Raw genomic sequence first — 22,759 nt, forward strand, 5'->3', positions numbered from 1 at the left:
CGAGCCATTCACTCGCCTTATTCTTCTTTAAATCCTAATATCCATGTTGCCACAAACGCTGTACCAACTGCAATTGCAAAGCCGATTAAATAGTTTATTAAGTTCGCCATCCCCATTGGTGCGACGATCGCAATCATTGGGATGCCCGTTAATCCATATGCATTTGCGACAACGTTTGTAAATACAACATACGCTCCACCAGCCGCCCCACCAATGGCAGCAGCGATAAACGGCTTTCGATATTTTAAGTTAATCCCAAAAATAACAGGCTCAGTAATGCCGAGAAAAGCGGAAAATGCAGCTGGCAAAGCGATTTCCTTCGTTTTCGTCCGTTTTGATTTTAAAAATACTGCTAAACCCGCTCCACCTTGGGCAACGTTTGCCATTGACCAAATAGGCAATAAATAGTTTTTACCAATATCCGCAAGCAATCCGGCTTCGATCGCATGGAAACTATGATGAACACCTGTAATTACAATCATCGAATACAGACCACCGAAAATGAGGCCTGCAAGCGCACCACCTGTGTCATATACGAAGTTTAACGTTGTTGTAATTCCTTTCCCAACTATATTTCCAAGTGGACCAATGACTAAAATCGCAGTGAAGCCTGTTAAAATAACCGTAATAAATGGTGTAACAAGTAAGTCGACTGCGTGTGGAACGACTTTGCGCAAGCTTTTTTCGATTTTACTCATGACATATGTTGCAAACAAAATTGGAATGACCGTTCCTTGATATCCAATCATTGCGATATCAAAACCGAGAAAATGCAAATACTCAGGTTCAGCACTTCCTAACCCCCAAGGATTCAACAAAGCAGGATGGGTCATAATTCCCCCGATCACTGCTCCTAGAAACGGGTTTCCCCCAAATTCTTTCGCAGCACTATAACCAATTAAAATTGGCAAAATGATGAAAGCAGCGCTTGAAAACATGTCCAACAATACAATCCAGGCGCTATCTGGCGCTACCCATTTAAATGCCTTCATCATCCCAAGCAATCCCATAAGCAATCCGCTAGCTACAATGGCAGGGATAATCGGGACAAAAATATTTGACAACGTTTTCGCAAGACGAGCCAGCGGATTCATTTTTTGCTTGACTGCTTCTTGGTGCACATCAGCACTTACGTTTTGTAAACCTGCTTCTTTGACAAACTGTTCGTATACTTTGTTGACAACACCTGTACCAAAAATAATTTGATACTGACCGGAACTAGAAAATGCACCTTTTACCCCATCAAGTTGTTCAATTGCTTGTTGATCCACTTTCTTTTCGTCCTTTAGCACAAGACGAAGACGAGTTGCACAATGAACCGCACTAATGACATTTTCTTTTCCACCAAGCAACGAAACGAGTTGCTTAGCAACGTGTTCGTAATTCATGTGGATTCCTCCCTCTTAATATTATTATTGTGAAAAACAAAAATATTATGTTGTGAAAAACAAAAAGACCTAAAACGTACGTACAGATGCTGTAGGAACTGTCGCACATTTTAGGTCTTGCCTGCTTATGCAGTCACAATCCCGCTTTATCTAATTTTTTATCCGCTTTCATTTTATGTTATTGTTGAAATTAAGTCAATAACAAACAAATAGGGAACCTGTCTTTTTTTCTCCTTTTCTCCCACAAACATTTTACTCATACCAAAAATATTATTTTATGGTTAGACGTTGGATGTGCAACGTAATATAAGCTAATTCGGTGACAGGGAATTCAATTCCGTATTCCTTTTTCGCATATTCAGCCATCGCAACAGCACATGCAAACTCTTTTTCGTACTTCGTTTGAATGAGCGCTAACATATCATCATCCATCGAATGAAACAACTCACCATTTTCAATTCGGTTCAGTGCGAAGCGCAAATGTGTCACAAGTCTTTGGTAAGATATTCCTTCTTCATCAATATGAACATGTAATGTTTGTTTCATCAAATCGATCATTTCTCGAATTAAAGTCGTTTGTTTTAACGTTCTGTTCATGCTAGCTGCGTCCATTTTCGCTGTATGAATATGAAGAGCAATATGGGCAACTTCGTCATCCGGAATGTCGATACCGAGACGTTCTCGAATCAGTTGTTTTGCCCAAAGACCTATTTGATATTCTTTTTTATACAGCACTTTAATTTCATTTAACAATTTATTTTGAATTTGATACCCTTGCTGAATACGTTCAATCGCAAATGATAAATGGTCTGTCAATGCAATATGAATATGATTGTTTAACGGTGCTTGCAATTCTCTTTCGGCATAGCTAATAATTTCTTCAGCGATGTCAATATGCTCTTCTGGAAGGGTACGTAACAACTCTTGGAATTTTTCATTTTCTTCTTCCATCACAAAAATTTTTTCGATTTTCGCGCGAGGGATGATGTCATTTTTCTTTTTCTGAAAAGCAATACCTGGACCCATTACAATTTTCTCTTGCCCTTCATCCAATACAACGACAGCGTTATTATTTAAAATTTTATGGATTCGCAACGTCATCTTCGTCCCCTTAACACTCTTTGTTTTATCACATATATATTATTTCAATTTCACTCTCATTAAAACTGTGCTGCCTCTTTCCGCTTTTTCTGTATGCTCTCGATGACACTCGCTTACCACGTCCCCGTTTGTAATTACCATTGGGGTAAGGGAACTTTTCGCCTTTTGTTGCACAAGCGTCAAGTCAAACGACAAAAGTAAATCCCCAGCCTTCACACGATCCCCTGCTTTCACGTACGCTTCAAATCCTTCTCCCTGCATATGAACTGTATCAATGCCAACGTGAATAAGAATTTCTAATCCTTGATCCGAACGTAAACCAACAGCATGTTTTGTTGGGAACACTTGCACTACTTCTCCATGGATCGGTGAAACAACAACGCCATCTGTTGGTTCAATCGCAAAACCATCGCCCATCATTTTCTGGGCAAACACAGGGTCTGGAACATTTTCAAGCGATCGTACATTTCCTGTTAATGGAGAAACAATGACCTCTTCACGCTTACGAAACCAACGAAACATTTGAAATATCTCCTTCCTTAGGAATTATTTGGATAAAAAATAAAAGACCTAAAACGCAAGAAAGAAACCTTCCTTCGTCCGTTTTAGGTCTTGCCTGCAACGCAGTCACAATCCCACAATATGCAACTCCTCAATTTATAGAGTAAAGTGAGCTCTTTCATTTGTCAATATGCTACAATGATCGTAAAACAACGTAAGAAACGGAGTGGATGTCATGAATCCTTTTGCCACTCATTTTGAAAGTTTAGAGGAGTTTGCCGATCGTGTGAGCGAGTTATTGCAATGTCCGATTACGATTGAAGATGCAAACCATCGCTTAATTGCTTACAGTGGACATGAGCATTACACCGATCCTGCCCGTACAGCAACCATTATCCATCGTCGCGTGCCGGAACGCGTCATTAATAGCTTATGGCGCGAAGGGGTGATTCCAAAACTTTTACAAAGTGAGGAGCCTGTTCGTGTCGCCGAAATTTCAGAAGTAGGGCTAGGCAATCGTATCGCCATTTCGATTTGGAAAAATAAAGAGGTGCTCGGATTTATTTGGGCGATTGAAATGAATGAGCCGTGGACAGAACATCAGTTTGATTTGTTAAAACAAGCAGCGAAAGCAGCAAAAAATTTATTGTTGCAATTACAAATTCGCAAACATAAAAAAGAAGAGCGCATTCAAGAGTTTTTTTGGAAACTACTCACCGGACATTTTTCATCTCCCCATGACATCGTTGAACAATGCCATCAATTAAATGTACATGTGTATCCGTTTTTTTCTGTTGGCATTTTTCAATTTCAACAGCACATTCAAACGCAAGTCGAGCGGCAAATTGATTATTTATTAAAAACGACACAACAACTCGCTGTCCCGCTTTATACGATCGATCATCAGCGGTTGATCGTGCTCGTTGCGCCAAGTTCAAACGTCTACGGCGAAGCGCATATCGAACGGTTTTTTCGCTCGTTTATGACGCAAATGAAAGAGCGATTTCGCGTTGACATTATGACGGGCGCGTTTGGCAATGTATATGAATGTTATACAAAAATCGCAAAAAGTTACGAAGAAGCACAAACGGTATTAAAAATGAAGCGAGCATTCCCTCATCAACTTGCAAATATTCAAAGTTATCAACACCTTGGCATGTATCAATTTTTTGATTTACTTTTTGAGAAAAAACGACATGGGGATTTTCACAATGCTTCGCTTGAAAAGTTAAAACAATACGATGCCCAACATCATACAAATTTAGTCGAGACGATCGAAACATATCTCGATTATGACAGCAACGTCAACGAAACGGCGAAAACGCTCAATATTCACCCGAATACGCTTGCTTACCGTCTGAAGCGAATCAATGAAATCGGAAACATCGACCTAGGGAACATGAGCGAAAAAGTGAAACTATATATCGATATGAAATTAGACAAATATCGGACAACATAGCTTTTGTGGAAATCCACAAAAGCTCGTTTTTTCTTTCTCCCTTCTTAACAAACAACAAATGATAAAAACCGTTTATACTGTAGATAATACAAAAAGACAACATGAAAGGGGAAACAGCTTATGATTATTGGTGTTCCAAAGGAAATTAAAAATAACGAAAATCGTGTTGCCATTACACCTGCTGGCGTTATGTCATTTGTCAGCAATGGACATACTGTTATCATTGAGAAAGATGCAGGATTTGGAAGCGGTTTTACAAATGAAGATTACGTTCAGGCAGGGGCACAAATCATTGAGCGCGCTGCAGACGTTTGGGCACAAGCCGATATGGTGATGAAAGTAAAAGAGCCGCTACCGAGCGAATACGAGTATTTCCGTCCAGGATTAGTGCTATTCACATACTTACATCTTGCTGCTGAACCTGAGTTAGCGCGTGCATTGAAAGAAAAAGGCGTCATTGCGATCGCTTATGAAACAGTACAAGTTGGTCGTACATTACCGCTTTTAACACCGATGAGCGAAGTCGCAGGACGCATGGCAGCACAAATCGGTGCTCAATTCCTCGAAAAAACAAAAGGTGGAAAAGGAATTCTTCTTTCAGGCGTTCCAGGTGTTAGCCGTGGCAAAGTAACAATTATCGGTGGCGGTGTCGTTGGAACAAACGCCGCAAAAGTCGCGATTGGCTTAGGTGCAAACGTCACAATTATTGATTTAAGTGCAGAACGTTTACGTGAGCTTGATGACATTTTCGGAAGCCAAATTAATACGCTCATGTCTAATCCAATGAACATCGCTCAAGCAGTCGCTGAATCGGACCTTGTCATCGGTGCCGTATTAATTCCTGGGGCGAAAGCGCCAAAACTTGTGACAGAAGAAATGGTAAAAGCGATGCAACCAGGCTCTGTCATCGTTGACGTAGCAATCGACCAAGGTGGCATTGTGGAAACGAGCGACCATGTGACAACACACGACAACCCAACATACGTGAAGCACGGCGTCGTTCACTATGCAGTCGCGAACATGCCAGGGGCGGTTCCACGCACCTCTACACTCGCATTGACAAACGTCACAATGCCGTACGCACTACAAATTGCAAACAAGGGCGTGCAAAAAGCTGTTGCGGACAACCCGGCATTACGCCTCGGTGTAAACGTCGCAAACGGAGAAATCACATACGAAGCAGTCGCACGCGACCTCGGTTACGATTACGTTCCGGTCGAAGTAGCTTTGGAAAAGCAACTATTAGCATAAAAAAACAAAAGGTGTCTTGACAAACTGGACACCTTTTTCCTATAACACTTTGGATAAAAACGACTTCGTTCGCTCATGTTGTGGCGCATCAAAAATTTGTTGTGGCGTTCCTTCTTCTACGATCACTCCACCGTCCATGAAGAGAACGCGATCCCCAACTTCACGAGCAAATCCCATTTCATGCGTCACGACGACCATCGTCATTCCTTCTTTTGCTAGTTGTTTCATGACGGCAAGCACTTCCCCGACCATTTCGGGATCGAGCGCAGACGTCGGCTCGTCAAATAACATCACCTTCGGCTCCATCGCAAGCGCACGAGCGATCGCGACACGCTGTGCCTGTCCACCTGATAATGAATCTGGATATACGTTCGCCTTATCTTGTAAACCGACTTTCGCAAGCAATTGTAGCGCTTTTTCTTCCGCTTTTTCCTTTGGCCATTTGCGCACTTTCATCGGGGCGAGTGTGATGTTATCCAGCACCGTCATATGCGGAAATAAATTGAATCGTTGAAATACCATTCCTACTTCTTCGCGCACTTTATTTAAATCCGTTTTCGGATCTTTTAAACGAAATCCATCGATGATAATATCGCCTTCATCGAAATCTTCAAGCATGTTTAAACAACGTAAAAATGTCGATTTTCCTGAACCGGAAGGACCAATGACAACGACAACTTCTTTTTCACGAATATGCACGTCAATTCCTTTTAACACATGTAGCGATCCGTACGATTTTTTTAAGTTGGTCACTTGAATCATGCATCATACCTTCTTTCTAACCAGTGTAGCAACTTGCTTAGCGAAAGAGTGAGAATTAAATAAATAAGGGCAACAGTTAAGTAAGGCTCCCAAACGCGATAATATTGACCCTGCATCGCTCGTCCCCAATACATCAGTTCAGGTGCCGCAATAATTGCTGCAAGCGACGAATCTTTAATTAACACGATAAATTCATTGCCAAGCGGCGGAATCATTCGCTTAATCGCTTGCGGTAAAATGATGTAACGCATCGCTTGTACATGTGTCATACCGAGCGAGCGAGCTGCTTCCATTTGACCACGATCGATCGATTGAATACCAGCACGGAAAATTTCAGCAATGTATGCAGCTGCGTTTAAAGATAACGAAATCGCGCCGGATACGATCGGATTCGGTTGAGAGGTAAAAATCGGCATGACTCCAAAATGAATAAGTAAAATTTGTACGAATAATGGCGTACCGCGGAAAAAATGAACATACCAATCAAACGGAAGACGGGCGAAACGATTTTGAACCATTTTTCCAAGCCCAATGGCTAAGCCGAGAATCGTCCCGAAAAAGATGCCGATCAACGATAAGCCGATCGTCCATAACACGCCTTTGAAAAAAAACGGCGCATATTCAACTACAATATCAAAACGAAAATCCATATGTCTCACCTTTCCCTTTGAAAAAGTTGCGTAACCGGGAACAGTTACGCAACTTTTACGTCCATGTTATTGCTGTTGTTGTAATGATTCGATATTCGGTTCTATCCCGAACCATTTTTTATAAATTTCTGCATACGTACCATTTTCAATGACTTTTTTCAATGCTTCATCTACTTTTTGTTTTAACTCGCTACCTTTCGGGAACATAAAGCCGTAAAACTCCGTTTCAAAATGTTCTGGATCTTCAAATGCCACGATTTTTGCATCTGGATTATTTTTTATATATTCGTTTGCGACAGCATTGTCCGTCACAACAGCTTCCACACCGCCGTTTAATAAGTCCATAATTGCGACGACTGTATCCTCGAACTTTTTAATATTTTTATTCTCTTTTCCTAAAATTTTTTCAACCGCTTCTTGTCCTGTTGTCCCGTTTTGCACACCGACAACTTTTCCTTGTAAATCTTTCGCGCTTTTAATCGAACTTCCTTCTTTGACAAGAATCATATGTGTCGATTCAAAGTAAGGAATCGAGAAATCATACGTTTGTTTTCGATCATCGTTGATCGTAATACCGGAAACGGCCATATCCGCTGTTTTTCCTTGAATGGCTGCAAATAACGGATCCCAACCGATGCCTTTTAATTCATATTCTAGTCCAGCCTCGTCCATTACCGCTTTTAATAAATCAATATCAAAACCGACAATTTCTCCTTTATCCATATATTCAAACGGTGCAAATGATGGATTTGTCACAACGGTAATTTTCTTTTTCTGTTCCTTTGATGTCGTCTTTTCTGTCGAACTACCGCATCCGACAAGCGCAAAAATAAGCATACATACAAATGCTACAATTATACTTCTTTTTATCATAGTTACTCCCCCTTACTATTTACTGTAAAATAATAAATACTCATGTATAAACATGCTATGTTCTTCATGTTTCACATATTATCAGCTTTTTTAATTTTATGCAACAAATTTTATAAAAATAATTTTTGGAAAAATCTTTATTTTAGAAAATGTTTTTGATCAACATTTCACAAATTTGTCATCATTTCATCCCTCCATCTTTGTAAAGAAGTAGTATTCTTTATGTAGGGGATATTTTTAATTATTCTTTAAAGATTGGGAGGAGATATAATGACGCTACTTGCTGTAAATGAAGCGTTAATGGACGCTTGGAGAACGTTTAAAGGTGATAAATGGAAAAGAGAAATTGACGTTCGTGATTTTATTTTAAATAACGTAACCGTTTACACAGGGGATGAATCGTTTTTACAAGGTCCAACTGAAGCGACAAAAACACTTTGGGAACAAGTGATGAAACTTTCAAAACTTGAACGCGAAAAAGGCGGCGTTCTCAATATGGATACGGAAATCGTATCGACCATTACATCGCACGGACCTGGCTATTTAAATAAAGAACTTGAAAAAGTTGTCGGTTTTCAAACAGATGAGCCGTTTAAACGAGCACTTATGCCATTTGGTGGTATTCGCATGGCTGAACAAGCATGCGAAGCTTATGGATATCAAGTTAGCGACGAAGTAAAGAAAATTTTTACTCAATATCGTAAAACACATAACCAAGGCGTATTTGACGCATATACAGACGAAATGAAAGCCGCACGCAAAGCCGGAATCATTACAGGGCTTCCTGACGCCTATGGACGCGGTCGCATTATCGGTGACTATCGTCGCGTGGCACTATATGGTGTAGATCGCCTCATTGAAGAGAAGAAAAAAGATTTACGCAACACAGGTGCGCGCACAATGAGCGAAGACATCATTCGTCTCCGTGAAGAGTTAGCCGAACAAATTCGCGCCCTCCAAGAACTAAAAGAAATGGCGGCAAGCTACGGCTACGATATTTCCAAACCAGCTCGCAACGCACACGAAGCGTTCCAATGGTTATATTTCGCTTATCTTGCTGCGATTAAAGAACAAAACGGTGCGGCAATGAGCTTAGGTCGCGTCTCCACGTTTTTAGATATTTATATTGAACGCGACTTACAAGAAGGCACATTAACTGAACGCGAAGCGCAAGAGCTTGTTGACCATTTCGTCATGAAATTGCGCCTCGTGAAATTCGCAAGAACACCAGAATATAATGAGTTATTTAGCGGTGACCCAACGTGGGTAACAGAGTCGATCGGCGGTGTCGCCATTGATGGCCGTCCACTTGTGACGAAAAACTCGTTCCGTTTCCTGCATACGCTTGACAACTTAGGTCCAGCGCCAGAACCAAACTTAACGGTTCTTTGGTCGACAAAATTACCAGAAGCGTTTAAAAAATATTGTGCAAAAATGTCGATTCAAACAAGCTCCATTCAATATGAAAATGATGATTTAATGCGTCCTGAGTTTGGTGACGACTACGGCATCGCATGCTGCGTATCCGCCATGCGCATCGGTAAACAAATGCAGTTTTTCGGCGCGCGCGCAAACCTTGCGAAAGCATTATTATACGCAATTAACGGCGGCGTTGACGAAAAATTAAAAGTGCAAATCGGTCCAGAGTTTGCGCCAATCACATCTGAATACTTAGATTACGATGAAGTGATGCGCAAATTTGACAACGTCATGGAATGGCTTGCTGAATTGTATATTAATACATTAAATGTCATCCATTACATGCACGATAAATATTGTTATGAGCGCATTGAAATGGCGCTTCATGATACAAACGTCATGCGCACGATGGCAACGGGAATTGCTGGTCTTTCTGTCGTCGCTGACTCACTTAGCGCAATGAAATATGCAAAAGTAAAAACGATTCGCGACGAAAATGGCTTAGCGGTCGACTTTGAAATTGAAGGCGACTTCCCGAAATATGGAAACAACGATGATCGCGTCGATTCGATTGCTGTCGATATTGTCGAGCGCTTTATGAAAAAATTGCGCAAACATAAAACGTACCGCGATTCAAAACATACAACATCGATCTTAACAATCACATCAAACGTCGTATACGGTAAAAAGACAGGAAATACACCTGACGGCCGCCGCGCAGGCGAACCGTTTGCACCTGGCGCTAACCCGTTGCACGGTCGCGACACAAAAGGGGCGCTTGCGTCATTAAGCTCTGTCGCAAAATTACCGTATGAATATGCATTAGACGGCATTTCAAATACGTTCTCAATCGTGCCAAAAGCGCTCGGTAAAGATGACGCGACACGCATTCAAAACCTTGTCGCCATTTTAGATGGTTATGCACAAAAACGCGGTCATCATTTAAACATCAACGTCTTTAACCGCGAAACATTACTTGATGCGATGGAACATCCTGAAAAATATCCGCAACTGACCATTCGCGTATCAGGTTATGCGGTCAACTTTATTAAATTAACACGTGAACAACAAATTGACGTCATTAATCGGACGTTCCATGAAACAATGTGACGCGGAAGCTCCCACGATGCGTGGGAGCTTTCTACCTAGGAGGAAAACATCATGAACGGATTTATTCATTCGATTGAATCGTGCGGAACAGTTGATGGTCCTGGCATTCGTTATGTCATTTTCACCCAAGGCTGTTTATTGCGTTGTCAATATTGCCACAACGCAGATACGTGGGAAATTGGCAAAGGAAATCAAATGTCCGTCGATGAAATCATCGCTGATGCCCAAACATACTTGCCGTTTATGCAAGCATCTGGCGGCGGGATTACAGTAAGTGGCGGAGAGCCTCTTTTACAAATCGACTTTTTAATTGAGTTATTTCGTCGCTGTAAGCAACTTGGCATCCATACAACGATTGATTCGTCTGGCGGATGTTATACGACAGAGGCATCGTTCCAGAAAAAGCTGAATGAATTGCTTCAATATACAGATTTAATTTTGCTTGATTTGAAACATATCGACGAAAAAAAACATCGTAAACTGACTGGAAAAACAAATGAACATATTTTAGCTTTTGCTCGTCTTTTATCTGAACGAAACGTACCCGTCTGGATTCGCCATGTGCTCGTTCCAACCATCACAGACAATGAAAACGATTTGCAACGCTTAGCTGCATTCATTCGTACGTTGCGCAACGTCGAAAAAATTGAGGTGCTTCCTTATCATCAACTCGGCGTGTACAAATGGAAAGCGCTCGGACTGACATATCCGCTTGAAGGCATCCCGACACCATCAGAAGAAAGTGTTGAAAAAGCAAAACAAATATTAGGCGCAAAATAAGCTGGTCGTCATTGACCAGCTTTTTGCATAAACCGTTTTTTTAACTCGCCCCACGTCAATTGTGTTGTCTGTTGAACGAGCCAATCGGGAGACAACGGGGCTAAATGAGCTCCGATGCCGACGGAAAACATATTTGTTTGCTTAATCGCTTTCATTCCTGCCTCTCCGTCTTCAATGGCGATACAATGAGATGGATCGACATGGAGCTCTTTCGCAGCTGTTAAAAAAATTTCTGGATCCGGCTTCATGCGCGCAATCGTTTTTACATCGACAATGACGTCAAAAAAAGAGCGTACGCCAAGCCGTTCAACAACGATACGTGCGTTTGAACTTGACGATGCAAGCGCCATCGGGACACCGTCGCGCTGAATGCCGCAAAGAAGATCCCACATTCCCGGCAACACGTCGCTCGGCGACAGTTGTTCGATCAGCTCACGATAATATTGGCCACGGCGGTCGCCAAGAGCGCGCTTTTCTTCTTCCGTCCATTCATGCGCCGTTTCACCAAGAAGCGCCTCAACCATCGCCTGTCTGCTCATGCCTTGTAGCTTTTGATTGAGCTGTCGATCAAACGGCACTCCTATTTCATCGGCGACACGTTTTGTCGCAATATAATATAACTCGACTGTATCAGCAATGACGCCATCTAAATCAAAAATAACTGCTTCAATCATTGCGTCCTCCCATTTGACTTTCTACCATTTTTCTTAACCGCGGACTAAGCGAAAGCTTCATCCAATGCTCATATATTTCCTTCTTTTCCGCCGGCGACAAATGATAACGCTCCCCTGCCACTTGTTTTGCTCGCTTCGTGACATCGTAAAGAGAAATAGCTGCAGCAACGGAAATATTAAAGCTTTGCACAAAGCCGTTCATCGGAATGATAAACTTCCCGTCCGCCAAAGCAAGCGCCTCTTCGGATACTCCGCGATGCTCATTCCCGAACAAAAGCACCGTTGGCTTCGATACGTTGATTTGTTCAAGCGGAATCGTTCCTTCTCCTAAATAGCTTGCATATACTTGATATCCGTTTTGTTGGAGGTGGCGAATGGCCTGTTCAATCGATGAATGTTTATGCACGGTTAACCATTTGTCCGCATGTCGCGTCACCCATTTATTCGGTTCAAATGGAGCCGCTCCGGTGACGACATGAACGTCTTGAATACCGAACGCCTCGGCTGAACGTAACACCGCTGCTTGATTGTGCGGATCATCGACCGCTTCAGTCAAAATCGTAATATATCTTGTTCGTTCGCTTAACACATCGTACATGCGCTTTAAGCGACTCGGCAAAATCATTTCCCAAAGCAAGCGATTGTCGTCTGTCAACAGTCCTTCTTCCATGCGTTGCTTTAGCCATTGACGTTCTTCCTCTTTTGTCATTCGCATGCGACAACCCTCCTACGCTTTGATGATATGTGCGGTTTTCCCATTTGTTAACTTTAATAAATCTTGAACAGAAAGCTTCATTTGCATGCCAATTTTTCCTGCGCTCACAATGATTTGCTCGTGCGCAAGAGCTGATTCGTCAACATACGTGTCGTACATCTTTTTCATCCCAATTGGCGAGCAACCGCCACGCACATACCCTGTCATTTTTTCAATGTCCGCCACAGGCAACATATGCACGCTTTTTTCACCGACAACATTCGCCGCTTTCTTCAAATCCAACTCCGCTACGACAGGGATGACGAACACATAAAGTTGTCCGCTCGTCCCTTTTGTCACAAGCGTTTTATATACAATCTCTTCACGTTGTCCAATTTTTTTCGCAACCGATCTCCCATCAATTTGCCCATCGTCATAGTCATAAGTGAGCAATTCATATGGCACACGTGCGCGATCGAGCATGCGCACAGCATTCGTCTTCGTTTGTTTCACCATCCGTCCCTCGCTTTCCCCTATTAGTGTACCATAAACAAAAAGAAGGGACATCCTTCATCGGACGTCCCTTATCATCTTAAACCCCTTTATACGCTTGGCGATAAATGTCGGCAAGGTCGCTGACTAATGGTAATTTTGGGTTGGCTGTTGTACATTGATCTTCGAAAGCTAATTCAGCGAGTTGTTCGACTTTGCTTTCAAACTCTTCTTTGCTGACGCCTGTTTCCGCGATGCTTAATGGCATGTCGAGTTCTTTTGCGAGCTTAATGATCGCTTGAACGAGACTTTCTACTCCTTCTTCTGTCGTTTTCGCTGGCAAGCCGAGCAGGCGAGCAATTTGAGCATAACGTTGATCAGCTACGAAATGTTCATACTTCGGAAACGCTGTAAACTTCTTCGGTTTTTGCGCATTGTAACGAATGACATGCGGCATTAAAATCGTGTTCGCACGTCCGTGCGGAATATGGAATTCTGCGCCAAGTTTATGCGCTAAACTATGGTTAATGCCTAAAAATGCGTTAGCAAATGCCATACCGGCAATCGTTGATGCGTTATGCATTTTTTCGCGCGCGACTTCATCGTTGCCGTTTTTATATGCGCGTGGCAAATATTCAAAGACGAGTTGAATGGCTTTTAATGCTAATCCGTCTGTATAGTCGTTCGCCATGTTCGATACGTACGCTTCAATCGCATGTGTTAATACGTCCATACCTGTATCCGCTGTAATATGTTTTGGCATCGTCATGACGAATTGTGGGTCAACGATGGCGACATCTGGTGTTAACTCGTAGTCAGCAAGCGGATATTTGACGTTATTTTTCTTATCTGTAATGACCGCAAATGATGTGACTTCTGAACCTGTACCAGACGTTGTTGGAATCGCGACAAATTGCGCTTTTTGACCGAGTTTTGGATATTTAAATACGCGTTTACGAATATCTAAAAACTTTTGTTTTAAGCCATTAAAGTCGGTATTTGGATGTTCATAGAACAACCACATCGCTTTCGCCGCGTCCATCGCCGAACCACCGCCGAGCGCGATGATGACGTCTGGCTGGAACGCATGCATCATGTCGGCACCTTTCATCACTGTTTCAATCGATGGATCTGGTTCAACTTCTGAGAAAATTTCGCAATGCACATAATCTGGACGTTTACGCAAATAGTATAACACTTTATCGACATAGCCGAGCTTCACCATACCCGGGTCTGTAACGATAAAGGCACGTGAGATGTTTGGCATTTTCGCTAAATATTGTGTCGCATGTTTTTCAAAATAAATTTTTGGTGGAACTTTAAACCACTGCATGTTTACATTCCTTCTCGCTAATTTTTTAATATTAATTAAATGTGTCGCACCGACGTTTGTTGAAACAGAGTTGCCACCGAATGTACCACAACCGAGCGTCAATGACGGAATGTATGCGTTGTAAATATCACCGATCGCCCCTTGTGAAGATGGTGCGTTCGAAATAATTCGTCCTGCTTTCATTCGCTTACCGAATTCAAGAATGACTTCTTGATTTTCTGAATGAATGACAGCGGAGTGGCCAAGTCCACCAAATTCAAGCACTTCTTCTGCCCGCTTTAATCCTTCTTCTGTGCTGTTTACTTTATAGCACGCCAACACTGGACTTAGTTTTTCACGAGAAAGTGGTTCTTGTGGACCGACGCTTTTTAATTCGGCTACAAGAATTTTCGTATCAACAGGTACATCAACGCCTGCCATTTTTGCAATTTCATACGCTGGTTTACCGACAATATTCGGATTGACTGCACACGTATTTTCATTGATAACAAGCTTTTCAACTTTTTTCTTTTCTTCTTCGTTTAAGAAATAGCACTTATTTGCGATCATTTCGTTTTTCACCGCATCATAAATCTCTTTATCAATAATGACCGCTTGTTCAGATGCACAAATCATTCCGTTATCAAACGTTTTTGAAAGAATAAGGTCGTTCACCGCGCGTTTAATATTTGCTGTTTTCTCAATATAGCAAGGCACGTTACCAGGTCCAACCCCTAATGCTGGCTTTCCTGAGCTATATGCCGCTTTCACCATGCCTGCTCCACCTGTCGCAAGAATAAGCGAAACACCAGGGTGATGCATCAATTGTTGCGTTGCTTCGACAGAAGGAGTTTCAATCCATTGAATACAATGTTCTGGCGCACCCGCAGCAATGGCTGCATCGCGCAAAATACGTGCTGCTTCACTGCTACATTTTTGCGCAGATGGGTGGAACGCAAAAATGATTGGATTGCGCGTTTTAATAGAAATGAGCGCTTTAAACATTGTTGTTGAAGTCGGGTTCGTGACTGGGGTTACCCCGGCGATGACGCCTACTGGCTCTGCAATTTCAATGACGCCTTCCTGTTCATTTTCGCGAATAACGCCGACGGTTTTATCATATTTGATGTTATGATAAATGTATTCTGTCGCAAAAATGTTTTTAATAATTTTATCTTCATACACGCCGCGCTTTGTTTCTTCAATGGCTAGTTTCGCTAAATACATATGTTTATCAAGCCCAGCTAACGCCATTTGTTTAACAATATGATCAATCGTTTCTTGATCGTAATCACGAAACGCTTTAAGCGCTTTTTGAGCATTAGCAACGAGCGTATCAATCATTTTTGTAACTTCTTTCTTTTGGTCTAATACTTTTTCCTCCACAGCCATATAAGCCCCTCCCATAATCATTTTTGTGAAAAGATTCACAAATTAGTTGAAAATAAAAATGTGATTGTTTTCACATTTTTATTTTAATGAATTAGGTTTTGTTTGTGTGTGTCAACTTTGTGAAATATTGAACAAATATATTGTATAAGAGAACCGCTTCTCATGAAGAAGACGGTTACTCACATACTGGATTGCGTGGAATTTTTGTAAAAGAAATATCGTTGTACATACGCGTATTCCGTTTAACGATCACGACGTAGTTAACCGTCCATATATAAGAAGGAATATCTTGATCATCTTCAAACATCATCGCTTCAAATTCATCGCCAATCATCTTTTCGAATAATCCCAATGTATATGTTTCTGCATCTGTCGAAAAGTCTCTCCATTCACATATAAGCATCAGCCGTCACCTCAACTTTTCTGTTGTTACCATCATTGTAACATGATTTTTTATTTTTAGATTGTGAAACATTGAACAAATCATGAATATTACTTATTCGTTATATATGCCTGTCTCGGGTGATTCAGTTGTTCTGGATACTTCAAACGCATTTTCCCTTCCGCTAATAACTTTCCTAAATAATTGTTGCGCAGCCCGTCTGGCGTTCGATCTAATAAATAAGCTAATTCTTTTAACATTAATGGCCGATGGGCACATAGTTGCAAAATGACTTCTTCCATCTTTGCCGGTGCAAGTCTTTTTTTCTTACGCGCAATTTCAGCAATGCTCCATAGCTCCTGATCGATATTTCTTTCTTCTTCCTCATCCAATTTATTTACGGAGTTGAATGAGATGTTTACGGAGTTATCATCTTTATTTACGGAGCTATCCTTTTTATTTATGGAGTCAAGCACTTTATTTACGGGGTTTATTTCGATATTTAAGGAGTTTGGGTCTTTATTTACGGACTCAAACTCATTATTTACGGAGTTTTGATCGTTATTATAGGAGTTGTTTTCTTTATTTATGGAGTCTGATAATGGTGCATCGCCCATCCAATCACTCAATGCCTCGATCTCATTTATATAGTCGTGTCTTTCTGGGAAGGACACAATAGGCAATGTAACAACCGTTCGTTTTTGAAAATCATATTGCTCAACAGCAAATTGTTGTGAGTAAATTGTCTCCATCGTTTTTAAACCGACTCCAGCACGTTTACAAAACTGAATGTAAATAAACATTTTAAACATATTTGGATTGCGCAAATAGCTGACTCCACCACTATTTGCTTGTTCTAAAGGAATACCAAACAAACCAGGGTTAGACATTTGAATACATGATCGCTGCCGTTCAACAATAATCCCTCCATCACCGCTATAATCAGCATGGACGATTGCATTCATTAACGCTTCATGGACAGCGTCTTTTTCAACTTGTGATACGTCGTTGACCTCGTGCATCACTTTAAAATAAAAATCATAAATATTTCCCGACCATGTTCCGTCCTGTGAAGTAAAACGGTTTGACCAATGCAGCTCATCATCTCCATATTCACGATACTCTAAAAAGTATTGTGGTAAAACTTCTGTAATCATTCGCTCTTCGCTAAACATAAGAAGTCCTGCGAGTGTGAGTCCCTCTTTGTTTGTGTCTCGTATTTTTCCCCATGCGCCGATTTTATATAAAAAATCTTTTGTTTCTAATCCGTTCCACGGGTGGTTTGGTTTCACTTTTGCAAATTGTTCGCGATAATGGCGAACAGATTCTAAATGCAGCTCATTAAGCCCATAATGTTCTAACACGACGTTATCTTGTAAACGAATATTTGCATCTTTATTCACTTTAACTCTCCCTCTTACGTTATGTTATTAAAACGTTTCGATACTCGTCTATTTCCATTTTATCATCTTTGCAAATGTTCATCATAAACTTTTCGGTTTGGGGAAAATTAAGAAAAACATGGGTATGGAGGAACAAAAACATGTCTTTACCAAAGTTATCTCAATCGTATTGGCTACAAACAACAACAATACCATCCTTTCCGCCTTTGACAAAGCCGATTAAAACGGATGTAGCGATTATTGGTGGAGGAATAACAGGTATTACAACCGCTTATTTGCTCGCTAAACAAGGCGTGCGTGTCGCCGTCATCGAAGCAAATCGACTATGTCACGGCACAACAGGGCATACGACGGCAAAAATTACTGCCCAGCACGATCTTATTTACCACGAACTTATTTCACATGTCGGGGAAGAGAACGCTCGGAAATATTACGAAGCGAATGAAAAAAAGATTAAGGAGAAAGTTGAAAAATTGCTCGCAAAGGAAATACAAAAACAGCTCGAATCGGTCGTAAAAAATTACAAACATATGAGGTGGATCCGATCGGTTTTGTCTTATACGCACGCGCTTCAATAAAATGTTGCTGAATATAAAATGATCGTTCATAATGGACTTAAAAAATGGATAAATGAGGTGGGAAAAACAAAATGGACGATCGCGTCATCATTCGCTTTAACCATGTCACAAAACAATACGATGATGATCTCCCTGTGCTTGATGATGTTAGTTTTGACATCGAGCGCGGGAAATTTTATACGCTTCTCGGTCCGTCCGGCTGCGGAAAAACGACCATTCTCCGGTTAATTGCTGGGTTTATCGAGCCGACAAAAGGCGATATTTATTTTCATGGCCAACGGATAAACCACGTGCCTTCAAATAAACGACGAGTGAATACGGTGTTTCAAGATTACGCACTTTTTCCTCACTTAAACGTATTTGAAAACGTCGCTTTTGGCTTACGTATTAAAAAAATACCGGAGGCAGACATTGAACGAAAAGTAAAAGAAGCGCTTCGTTTCGTCAACTTAGAAGGATACGAGCAGCGCGCGATTCATGAAATGTCAGGGGGACAACGGCAGCGCGTCGCCATCGCTCGCGCCATCGTCAACGAACCAGACGTACTGTTGCTAGATGAACCGCTTTCTGCGCTCGATTTAAAGCTTCGAACAGAGATGCAATATGAGTTGCGTGAATTGCAGCGGAGGCTCGGTATTACGTTTATTTTCGTTACTCACGATCAAGAAGAAGCGCTTGCGATGTCTGATGAAATTTTCGTGTTAAACAAAGGAAAAATTGAACAACGCGGCACGCCGAAAGATATTTATGATGAGCCTGTCAATCGTTTCGTTGCTGATTTTATCGGAGAATCAAACATCATTGTCGGAACGATGATTGATGACTTCGTTGTAGAATTTGCGAATCAACAATTTACGTGCGTCGATCGCGGGTTTGCGAAAAATGAACGAGTCGATATTGTCATTCGCCCGGAAGATTTAGAATTAACAACCGCTGAACGCGGCAAGTTGCGCGTGCGTGTTGATTCTGTTTTATTTCGCGGTGTCCATTATGAGCTTTGTTGTTATGATGCATATGGTAACGAGTGGCTCGTTCACTCGACGAAAAAGGCGGAAATCGGGGAAGAAATCGGCCTTCATTTTGAGCCGGAAGCTATCCATGTTATGAAAAGAAGCGGGGGGGAATAACATGCGCCGCTACGCTTATGCCATCCCGTATTGGTTATGGATCGGTTTGTTCGTCATTGCGCCGATTATTCTTATTGTGTACTATTCGTTCTTCGATATCGAAGGACATTTCTCGCTCGTCAATTATCAAACTTTTTTTACGCCAGTTTATTTACGAATGACATTAAATTCGTTTTGGTATGCATTTTTAATTACAGCATGCTCACTTCTTATCGCTTATCCGACTGCCTATTTGTTAACGAAAACGAAGCATAAGCAGCTATGGTTATTGCTTATTATTTTACCGACATGGGTCAATTTATTGTTGAAGGCATACGCCTTTCTCGGTTTGTTTGGCACGTATGGGGCAGTCAATGCACTATTTGAAGCGATTGGAATTGGAACGAAACAACTATTGTTTACGGACTTTAGTTTTGTTTTTGTATCTGTTTATATTTTTATCCCATTTATGATTTTGCCGATTTTTAATGCGCTTGAAAAATTAAACCCTTCTTTGATCGATGCAGCGCGCGACTTAGGAGCAAGCGAATGGACGACATTTCGTCGCGTCATTTTTCCGCTTACGCTTGATGGCGTGAAAGCAGGCTGTCAAGCAGTGTTCATTCCGTCGCTCTCGCTCTTTATGTTGACGCGATTAATCGCTGGAAACCGCGTCATTACGCTCGGCACCGCTGTCGAGCAGCATTTTCTCGTGACGCAAAACTGGGGAATGGGTGCGACAATCGCTGTCTTTTTAATGATTGCCATGGCCGGCATCATGGCTTTAACAGGAAATAAAAAATGGGGGGTGAGACAATGAAAGTTTCTCGCCTCTATTTAGCGTTTGTGTTTTTCGTGTTATACATGCCCATTTTTTATTTAATTTACTACTCGTTCAACAGCGGCGGAACGATGCATCATTTTGAATCATTTACGCTTGACTGGTATAAGGAAGTATTTGCTGATACACGCTTGCTTATTATCGTTTTGCATACGATTATTATCGCCTTATTATCGTCATCGCTTGCGACAATCATTGGCGTTTTCGGAGCGATCGCCATTTACTATGCGAAGCATCGTTGGAAACAAACGTTGCTTACGTTAAATAACATCTTAATTGTCAGCCCTGACGTCATTATCGGGGCATCGTTTCTCATCTTGTTTACGATTGCTGGCATTCAACTCGGATTTACGTCCGTCTTATTGTCACATATTGCTTTCAGCATTCCGATTGTCGTGTTAATGGTATTACCGAAGCTACAAGAAATGAGCCCAACATTAATTGACGCAGCACGCGACTTAGGGGCAAACGAATGGAACGTATTGACGAGAGTCGTTCTCCCATACATTACACCAGGCATTTTCGCTGGCTTTTTCATGGCGCTCACATATTCACTCGATGATTTTGCGGTTACGTTTTTCGTAACAGGAAATGGTTTCTCAACATTATCTGTCGAAATTTATTCACGTGCACGCCAAGGGATTTCTTTATCCGTTAACGCTTTATCTACCCTTCTTTTCTTATTTACGCTTTTCCTCGTCGTTGTGTATTACATAATGACACAACGTGCTAGCGTAAAGGGGGGAAAAAAATGAAAAAAGTACTGTCGCTTTTTTTGCTTGTTTGGCTCATTGCTTTTAGTTTGCTTTATGTGACAAAAACGATCGAATCATCCGAAGGGTATGGAGGAAACAACACGTTAACGATTTATAACTGGGGCGATTATATTGATCCTGCGCTCATTAAAAAATTTGAAAAAGAAACCGGATTAAAAGTCATTTACCAAACGTTTGATTCAAACGAAGCAATGATGACAAAAATTTCCCAAGGTGGTGCGACATTTGATGTCGCTGTGCCGTCAGAATACGCCATCAGCAAAATGAAAGAGGAAGGGTTATTGTTGCCGATCGATCATTCGAAAATCCCAAACTTACGCTATATTGATGAGCGTTTTTTGAACTTGTCATTCGATCCGGGCAATGAATATTCCATTCCTTACTTTTGGGGAACAGTCGGCATCGTCTATAACCGCGCACTACTTGGTGGAAAAGAAATTACAAGTTGGAACGATTTATGGGATCCGGCGTTTAAAAATCAAATTTTGCTTGTCGATGGCGCACGCGAAATTATGGGCATGGCGCTAAATAGTTTGCATTATTCCCTGAATGATACGAACAAGGCTCATTTACAACAAGCAAAACAAAAACTCGATAAGCTAACGCCAAACGTAAAAGCGATTGTCGGCGACGAAATTAAAATGCTTCTTGCAAATGAAGAAGCAGCGATCGGTATCGTTTGGTCAGGGGATGCGGCAGAAATCATGTGGGAAAACGAACGGCTTGATTATGTCATCCCAAAAGAAGGAACAAATTTATGGTTTGATAATATGGTCATTCCAAAGACAGCGAAAAACATTGAAGGTGCTCATCAATTTATCAACTTTATGCTTGATCCGAAAAACGCTGCCCAAAATGCCGAATACGTCGGCTACTCGACACCAAATAAAAAAGCGCTTGAATACTTGCCGAAAGAGATCGTTGAAGACGAACGTTTTTATCCGAGCGAACAACTTGCTGATAAGCTTGAAGTATATGAAAACCTCGGTAAAAGCATGCTTGCGTATTACAATGAATTGTTTTTACAGTTTAAAATGCATCGCAAGTGAGGGGATAGCAGAAAAGCTATCCTCTTTACTTATGATACGGTTCACCGCGATTAATGCGGAAGGCGCGATAAATTTGCTCCGTTAAAATGAGGCGCATAAGCTGATGTGGGAACGTCATTTTTGAAAACGAAAGCGATTCGTTTGCTCGTTTCGTGACGTCATCACTTAAGCCGAGCGAACCGCCGATGACAAAGGCAATTTTACTGTTTCCGTATGTCGCCAATCGATCGAGCGTTTGGGCAAATTGTTCCGAAGACATCATTTTTCCTTCAATCGCTAAGGCGATCACATGCATGTCATCCGTCACTTTTGCTAAAATACGCTCGCCTTCTTTCTTTTTGACGAGCTCCATTTGTTGTTCACTTAACTGTTCTGGCGCTTTTTCATCCGCTACTTCAATGATGTCTATTTTCGCATAGGCTGATAATCGTTTCGTATATTCTTCAATCCCTTGTTTTAAATATTTTTCTTTCAGTTTACCCACAGCAATAATGTATATATTCACAAGTGATCCCCACTTTACAAACATGATATCCACAATATTTATCCACATATCCACAACACAAATCCACATATTGTGTAAAAACATTAGTTCCCTACTATATATGTAGCTCGTTGTTTACAAAAATCGCATAATTCTTCTTTTTTATCCACAGGTGTTGTTGATATTTCTGGTGCTTGTTGTTTTTCATCCACATACATATCAATAGCGAGTTCAACATGTTGTTCACAACATTTCCACACAATGCATCACTCCTTATTCATG

General features: G+C 41.3%; 22 protein-coding genes and 1 pseudogene. 9 read left to right on the forward strand and 14 right to left on the reverse strand.

The window, feature by feature from the left end; all coding sequences use genetic code 11:
* Positions 1–17 precede the first annotated feature (17 nt).
* From NSQ23_RS15575 to NSQ23_RS15585, 3 genes are all read right to left on the reverse strand, one after another.
* Positions 18–1,388 carry a sucrose-specific PTS transporter subunit IIBC gene (locus NSQ23_RS15575; RefSeq protein ID WP_192954217.1) on the reverse strand — a complete coding sequence of 457 codons (1,371 nt, stop codon included), beginning with the start codon at positions 1,386–1,388 and terminating at the stop codon, positions 18–20.
* 270 nt (positions 1,389–1,658) lie between these two features.
* Complete coding sequence (locus NSQ23_RS15580) at positions 1,659–2,489, reverse strand: PRD domain-containing protein (protein WP_339172084.1); 831 nt, start codon at positions 2,487–2,489, stop codon at positions 1,659–1,661.
* 39 nt (positions 2,490–2,528) lie between these two features.
* Positions 2,529–3,011 carry a PTS glucose transporter subunit IIA gene (locus NSQ23_RS15585; protein WP_192954428.1) on the reverse strand — a complete coding sequence of 161 codons (483 nt, stop codon included), beginning with the start codon at positions 3,009–3,011 and terminating at the stop codon, positions 2,529–2,531.
* 214 nt (positions 3,012–3,225) lie between these two features.
* On the opposite strand from NSQ23_RS15585, the gene NSQ23_RS15590 reads away from it, so the two are divergent.
* The gene (locus NSQ23_RS15590; protein WP_339172087.1) at positions 3,226–4,449 is read left to right on the forward strand and encodes a helix-turn-helix domain-containing protein; all 1,224 of its coding nucleotides are present in this window, start codon (positions 3,226–3,228) and stop codon (positions 4,447–4,449) included.
* Positions 4,450–4,569: 120 nt separating this feature from the next.
* On the forward strand, positions 4,570–5,700 hold the full coding sequence (gene ald, locus NSQ23_RS15595) for an alanine dehydrogenase (RefSeq protein ID WP_339172089.1): 1,131 nt from the start codon (positions 4,570–4,572) through the stop codon (positions 5,698–5,700).
* A 39-nt stretch (positions 5,701–5,739) separates the two neighbouring features.
* Here the strand turns inward: ald and NSQ23_RS15600 are convergent, their stop codons facing one another.
* The 3 genes from NSQ23_RS15600 to NSQ23_RS15610 form a co-directional block, all read right to left on the reverse strand.
* On the reverse strand, positions 5,740–6,462 hold the full coding sequence (locus NSQ23_RS15600; RefSeq protein WP_004893164.1) for an amino acid ABC transporter ATP-binding protein: 723 nt from the start codon (positions 6,460–6,462) through the stop codon (positions 5,740–5,742).
* On the reverse strand, positions 6,459–7,112 hold the full coding sequence (locus NSQ23_RS15605) for an amino acid ABC transporter permease (protein WP_339172092.1): 654 nt from the start codon (positions 7,110–7,112) through the stop codon (positions 6,459–6,461). Before NSQ23_RS15605 ends, NSQ23_RS15600 begins: the two co-directional genes overlap by 4 nt.
* Positions 7,113–7,178: 66 nt before the next feature.
* Entirely contained in the window at positions 7,179–7,985 is an 807-nt protein-coding gene (locus NSQ23_RS15610) for a basic amino acid ABC transporter substrate-binding protein (RefSeq protein ID WP_339172093.1), read from the reverse strand.
* A gap of 270 nt (positions 7,986–8,255) precedes the next feature.
* Here NSQ23_RS15610 and pflB point away from each other — a divergent pair, with 270 nt between their 5' ends.
* On the forward strand, positions 8,256–10,514 hold the full coding sequence (pflB, locus tag NSQ23_RS15615; RefSeq protein WP_339172094.1) for a formate C-acetyltransferase: 2,259 nt from the start codon (positions 8,256–8,258) through the stop codon (positions 10,512–10,514).
* 51 nt (positions 10,515–10,565) lie between these two features.
* Positions 10,566–11,294, forward strand: coding sequence for a pyruvate formate-lyase-activating protein (gene pflA / locus NSQ23_RS15620; RefSeq protein WP_339172095.1), 729 nt, complete (start codon positions 10,566–10,568; stop codon positions 11,292–11,294).
* A gap of 8 nt (positions 11,295–11,302) precedes the next feature.
* Here pflA and pgmB read toward each other — a convergent pair whose 3' ends face one another.
* From pgmB to NSQ23_RS15650, 6 genes are all read right to left on the reverse strand, one after another.
* Entirely contained in the window at positions 11,303–11,968 is a 666-nt protein-coding gene (gene pgmB, locus NSQ23_RS15625) for a beta-phosphoglucomutase (protein WP_339172096.1), read from the reverse strand.
* Positions 11,961–12,683 carry an RNA methyltransferase gene (locus NSQ23_RS15630; RefSeq protein ID WP_339172098.1) on the reverse strand — a complete coding sequence of 241 codons (723 nt, stop codon included), beginning with the start codon at positions 12,681–12,683 and terminating at the stop codon, positions 11,961–11,963. The genes pgmB and NSQ23_RS15630 overlap by 8 nt, the downstream gene beginning before the upstream one ends.
* Before the next feature lie 12 nt (positions 12,684–12,695).
* A complete protein-coding gene (gene ybaK / locus NSQ23_RS15635; protein WP_339172100.1) occupies positions 12,696–13,175 on the reverse strand; it encodes a Cys-tRNA(Pro) deacylase in 480 nt (159 codons plus the stop codon).
* A 79-nt stretch (positions 13,176–13,254) separates the two neighbouring features.
* The gene (gene adhE, locus NSQ23_RS15640) at positions 13,255–15,858 is read right to left on the reverse strand and encodes a bifunctional acetaldehyde-CoA/alcohol dehydrogenase (RefSeq protein WP_339172103.1); all 2,604 of its coding nucleotides are present in this window, start codon (positions 15,856–15,858) and stop codon (positions 13,255–13,257) included.
* Positions 15,859–16,033: 175 nt separating this feature from the next.
* Positions 16,034–16,261 carry a hypothetical protein gene (locus tag NSQ23_RS15645; protein ID WP_004893192.1) on the reverse strand — a complete coding sequence of 76 codons (228 nt, stop codon included), beginning with the start codon at positions 16,259–16,261 and terminating at the stop codon, positions 16,034–16,036.
* Positions 16,262–16,350: 89 nt separating this feature from the next.
* Positions 16,351–17,643, reverse strand: a complete 1,293-nt coding sequence (locus NSQ23_RS15650) for a transcriptional regulator (RefSeq protein ID WP_339172107.1) — start codon at positions 17,641–17,643, stop codon at positions 16,351–16,353.
* Between the two features lie 140 nt (positions 17,644–17,783).
* On the opposite strand from NSQ23_RS15650, the pseudogene NSQ23_RS15655 reads away from it, so the two are divergent.
* The 5 genes and pseudogenes from NSQ23_RS15655 to NSQ23_RS15675 form a co-directional block, all read left to right on the forward strand.
* A pseudogene (locus tag NSQ23_RS15655) lies at positions 17,784–18,116 on the forward strand (FAD-dependent oxidoreductase); the annotation flags it as partial.
* A gap of 176 nt (positions 18,117–18,292) precedes the next feature.
* A complete protein-coding gene (locus tag NSQ23_RS15660; protein ID WP_004893199.1) occupies positions 18,293–19,348 on the forward strand; it encodes an ABC transporter ATP-binding protein in 1,056 nt (351 codons plus the stop codon).
* Between the two features lies 1 nt (position 19,349).
* Positions 19,350–20,147, forward strand: a complete 798-nt coding sequence (locus NSQ23_RS15665) for an ABC transporter permease (RefSeq protein ID WP_004893200.1) — start codon at positions 19,350–19,352, stop codon at positions 20,145–20,147.
* A complete protein-coding gene (locus tag NSQ23_RS15670) occupies positions 20,144–20,923 on the forward strand; it encodes an ABC transporter permease (RefSeq protein WP_339172110.1) in 780 nt (259 codons plus the stop codon). The genes NSQ23_RS15665 and NSQ23_RS15670 overlap by 4 nt, the downstream gene beginning before the upstream one ends.
* Entirely contained in the window at positions 20,920–21,993 is a 1,074-nt protein-coding gene (locus tag NSQ23_RS15675) for an ABC transporter substrate-binding protein (RefSeq protein WP_339172112.1), read from the forward strand. The genes NSQ23_RS15670 and NSQ23_RS15675 overlap by 4 nt, the downstream gene beginning before the upstream one ends.
* Before the next feature lie 25 nt (positions 21,994–22,018).
* On the opposite strand, the gene rlmH is transcribed toward NSQ23_RS15675, so the two are convergent.
* Both rlmH and NSQ23_RS15685 read right to left on the reverse strand, forming a co-directional pair.
* The gene (gene rlmH / locus NSQ23_RS15680; protein ID WP_339174463.1) at positions 22,019–22,498 is read right to left on the reverse strand and encodes a 23S rRNA (pseudouridine(1915)-N(3))-methyltransferase RlmH; all 480 of its coding nucleotides are present in this window, start codon (positions 22,496–22,498) and stop codon (positions 22,019–22,021) included.
* 83 nt (positions 22,499–22,581) lie between these two features.
* Complete coding sequence (locus NSQ23_RS15685) at positions 22,582–22,737, reverse strand: CxxH/CxxC protein (protein WP_077429104.1); 156 nt, start codon at positions 22,735–22,737, stop codon at positions 22,582–22,584.
* Positions 22,738–22,759: the final 22 nt, after the last annotated feature.

The sequence above is a fragment of the Anoxybacillus sp. FSL W8-1294 genome (genome assembly GCF_037965005.1).
GTDB lineage: Bacteria > Bacillota > Bacilli > Bacillales > Anoxybacillaceae > Anoxybacillus > Anoxybacillus flavithermus_G.

Coding starts and splice junctions, on each gene's coding strand:
- NSQ23_RS15645 (WP_004893192.1), bottom strand. CDS start 16,261: ATGCTTATATGTGAATGGAGAGACTTTTCGACAGATGCAGAAACATAT.
- NSQ23_RS15580 (WP_339172084.1), bottom strand. CDS start 2,489: ATGACGTTGCGAATCCATAAAATTTTAAATAATAACGCTGTCGTTGTA.
- NSQ23_RS15610 (WP_339172093.1), bottom strand. CDS start 7,985: ATGATAAAAAGAAGTATAATTGTAGCATTTGTATGTATGCTTATTTTT.
- adhE (WP_339172103.1), bottom strand. CDS start 15,858: ATGGCTGTGGAGGAAAAAGTATTAGACCAAAAGAAAGAAGTTACAAAA.
- NSQ23_RS15585 (WP_192954428.1), bottom strand. CDS start 3,011: ATGTTTCGTTGGTTTCGTAAGCGTGAAGAGGTCATTGTTTCTCCATTA.
- NSQ23_RS15575 (WP_192954217.1), bottom strand. CDS start 1,388: ATGAATTACGAACACGTTGCTAAGCAACTCGTTTCGTTGCTTGGTGGA.
- NSQ23_RS15630 (WP_339172098.1), bottom strand. CDS start 12,683: ATGCGAATGACAAAAGAGGAAGAACGTCAATGGCTAAAGCAACGCATG.
- pflB (WP_339172094.1), top strand. CDS start 8,256: ATGACGCTACTTGCTGTAAATGAAGCGTTAATGGACGCTTGGAGAACG.
- NSQ23_RS15675 (WP_339172112.1), top strand. CDS start 20,920: ATGAAAAAAGTACTGTCGCTTTTTTTGCTTGTTTGGCTCATTGCTTTT.
- NSQ23_RS15670 (WP_339172110.1), top strand. CDS start 20,144: ATGAAAGTTTCTCGCCTCTATTTAGCGTTTGTGTTTTTCGTGTTATAC.
- NSQ23_RS15600 (WP_004893164.1), bottom strand. CDS start 6,462: ATGATTCAAGTGACCAACTTAAAAAAATCGTACGGATCGCTACATGTG.
- pgmB (WP_339172096.1), bottom strand. CDS start 11,968: ATGATTGAAGCAGTTATTTTTGATTTAGATGGCGTCATTGCTGATACA.
- NSQ23_RS15660 (WP_004893199.1), top strand. CDS start 18,293: ATGGACGATCGCGTCATCATTCGCTTTAACCATGTCACAAAACAATAC.
- pflA (WP_339172095.1), top strand. CDS start 10,566: ATGAACGGATTTATTCATTCGATTGAATCGTGCGGAACAGTTGATGGT.
- NSQ23_RS15590 (WP_339172087.1), top strand. CDS start 3,226: ATGAATCCTTTTGCCACTCATTTTGAAAGTTTAGAGGAGTTTGCCGAT.
- ald (WP_339172089.1), top strand. CDS start 4,570: ATGATTATTGGTGTTCCAAAGGAAATTAAAAATAACGAAAATCGTGTT.
- NSQ23_RS15605 (WP_339172092.1), bottom strand. CDS start 7,112: ATGGATTTTCGTTTTGATATTGTAGTTGAATATGCGCCGTTTTTTTTC.
- NSQ23_RS15665 (WP_004893200.1), top strand. CDS start 19,350: ATGCGCCGCTACGCTTATGCCATCCCGTATTGGTTATGGATCGGTTTG.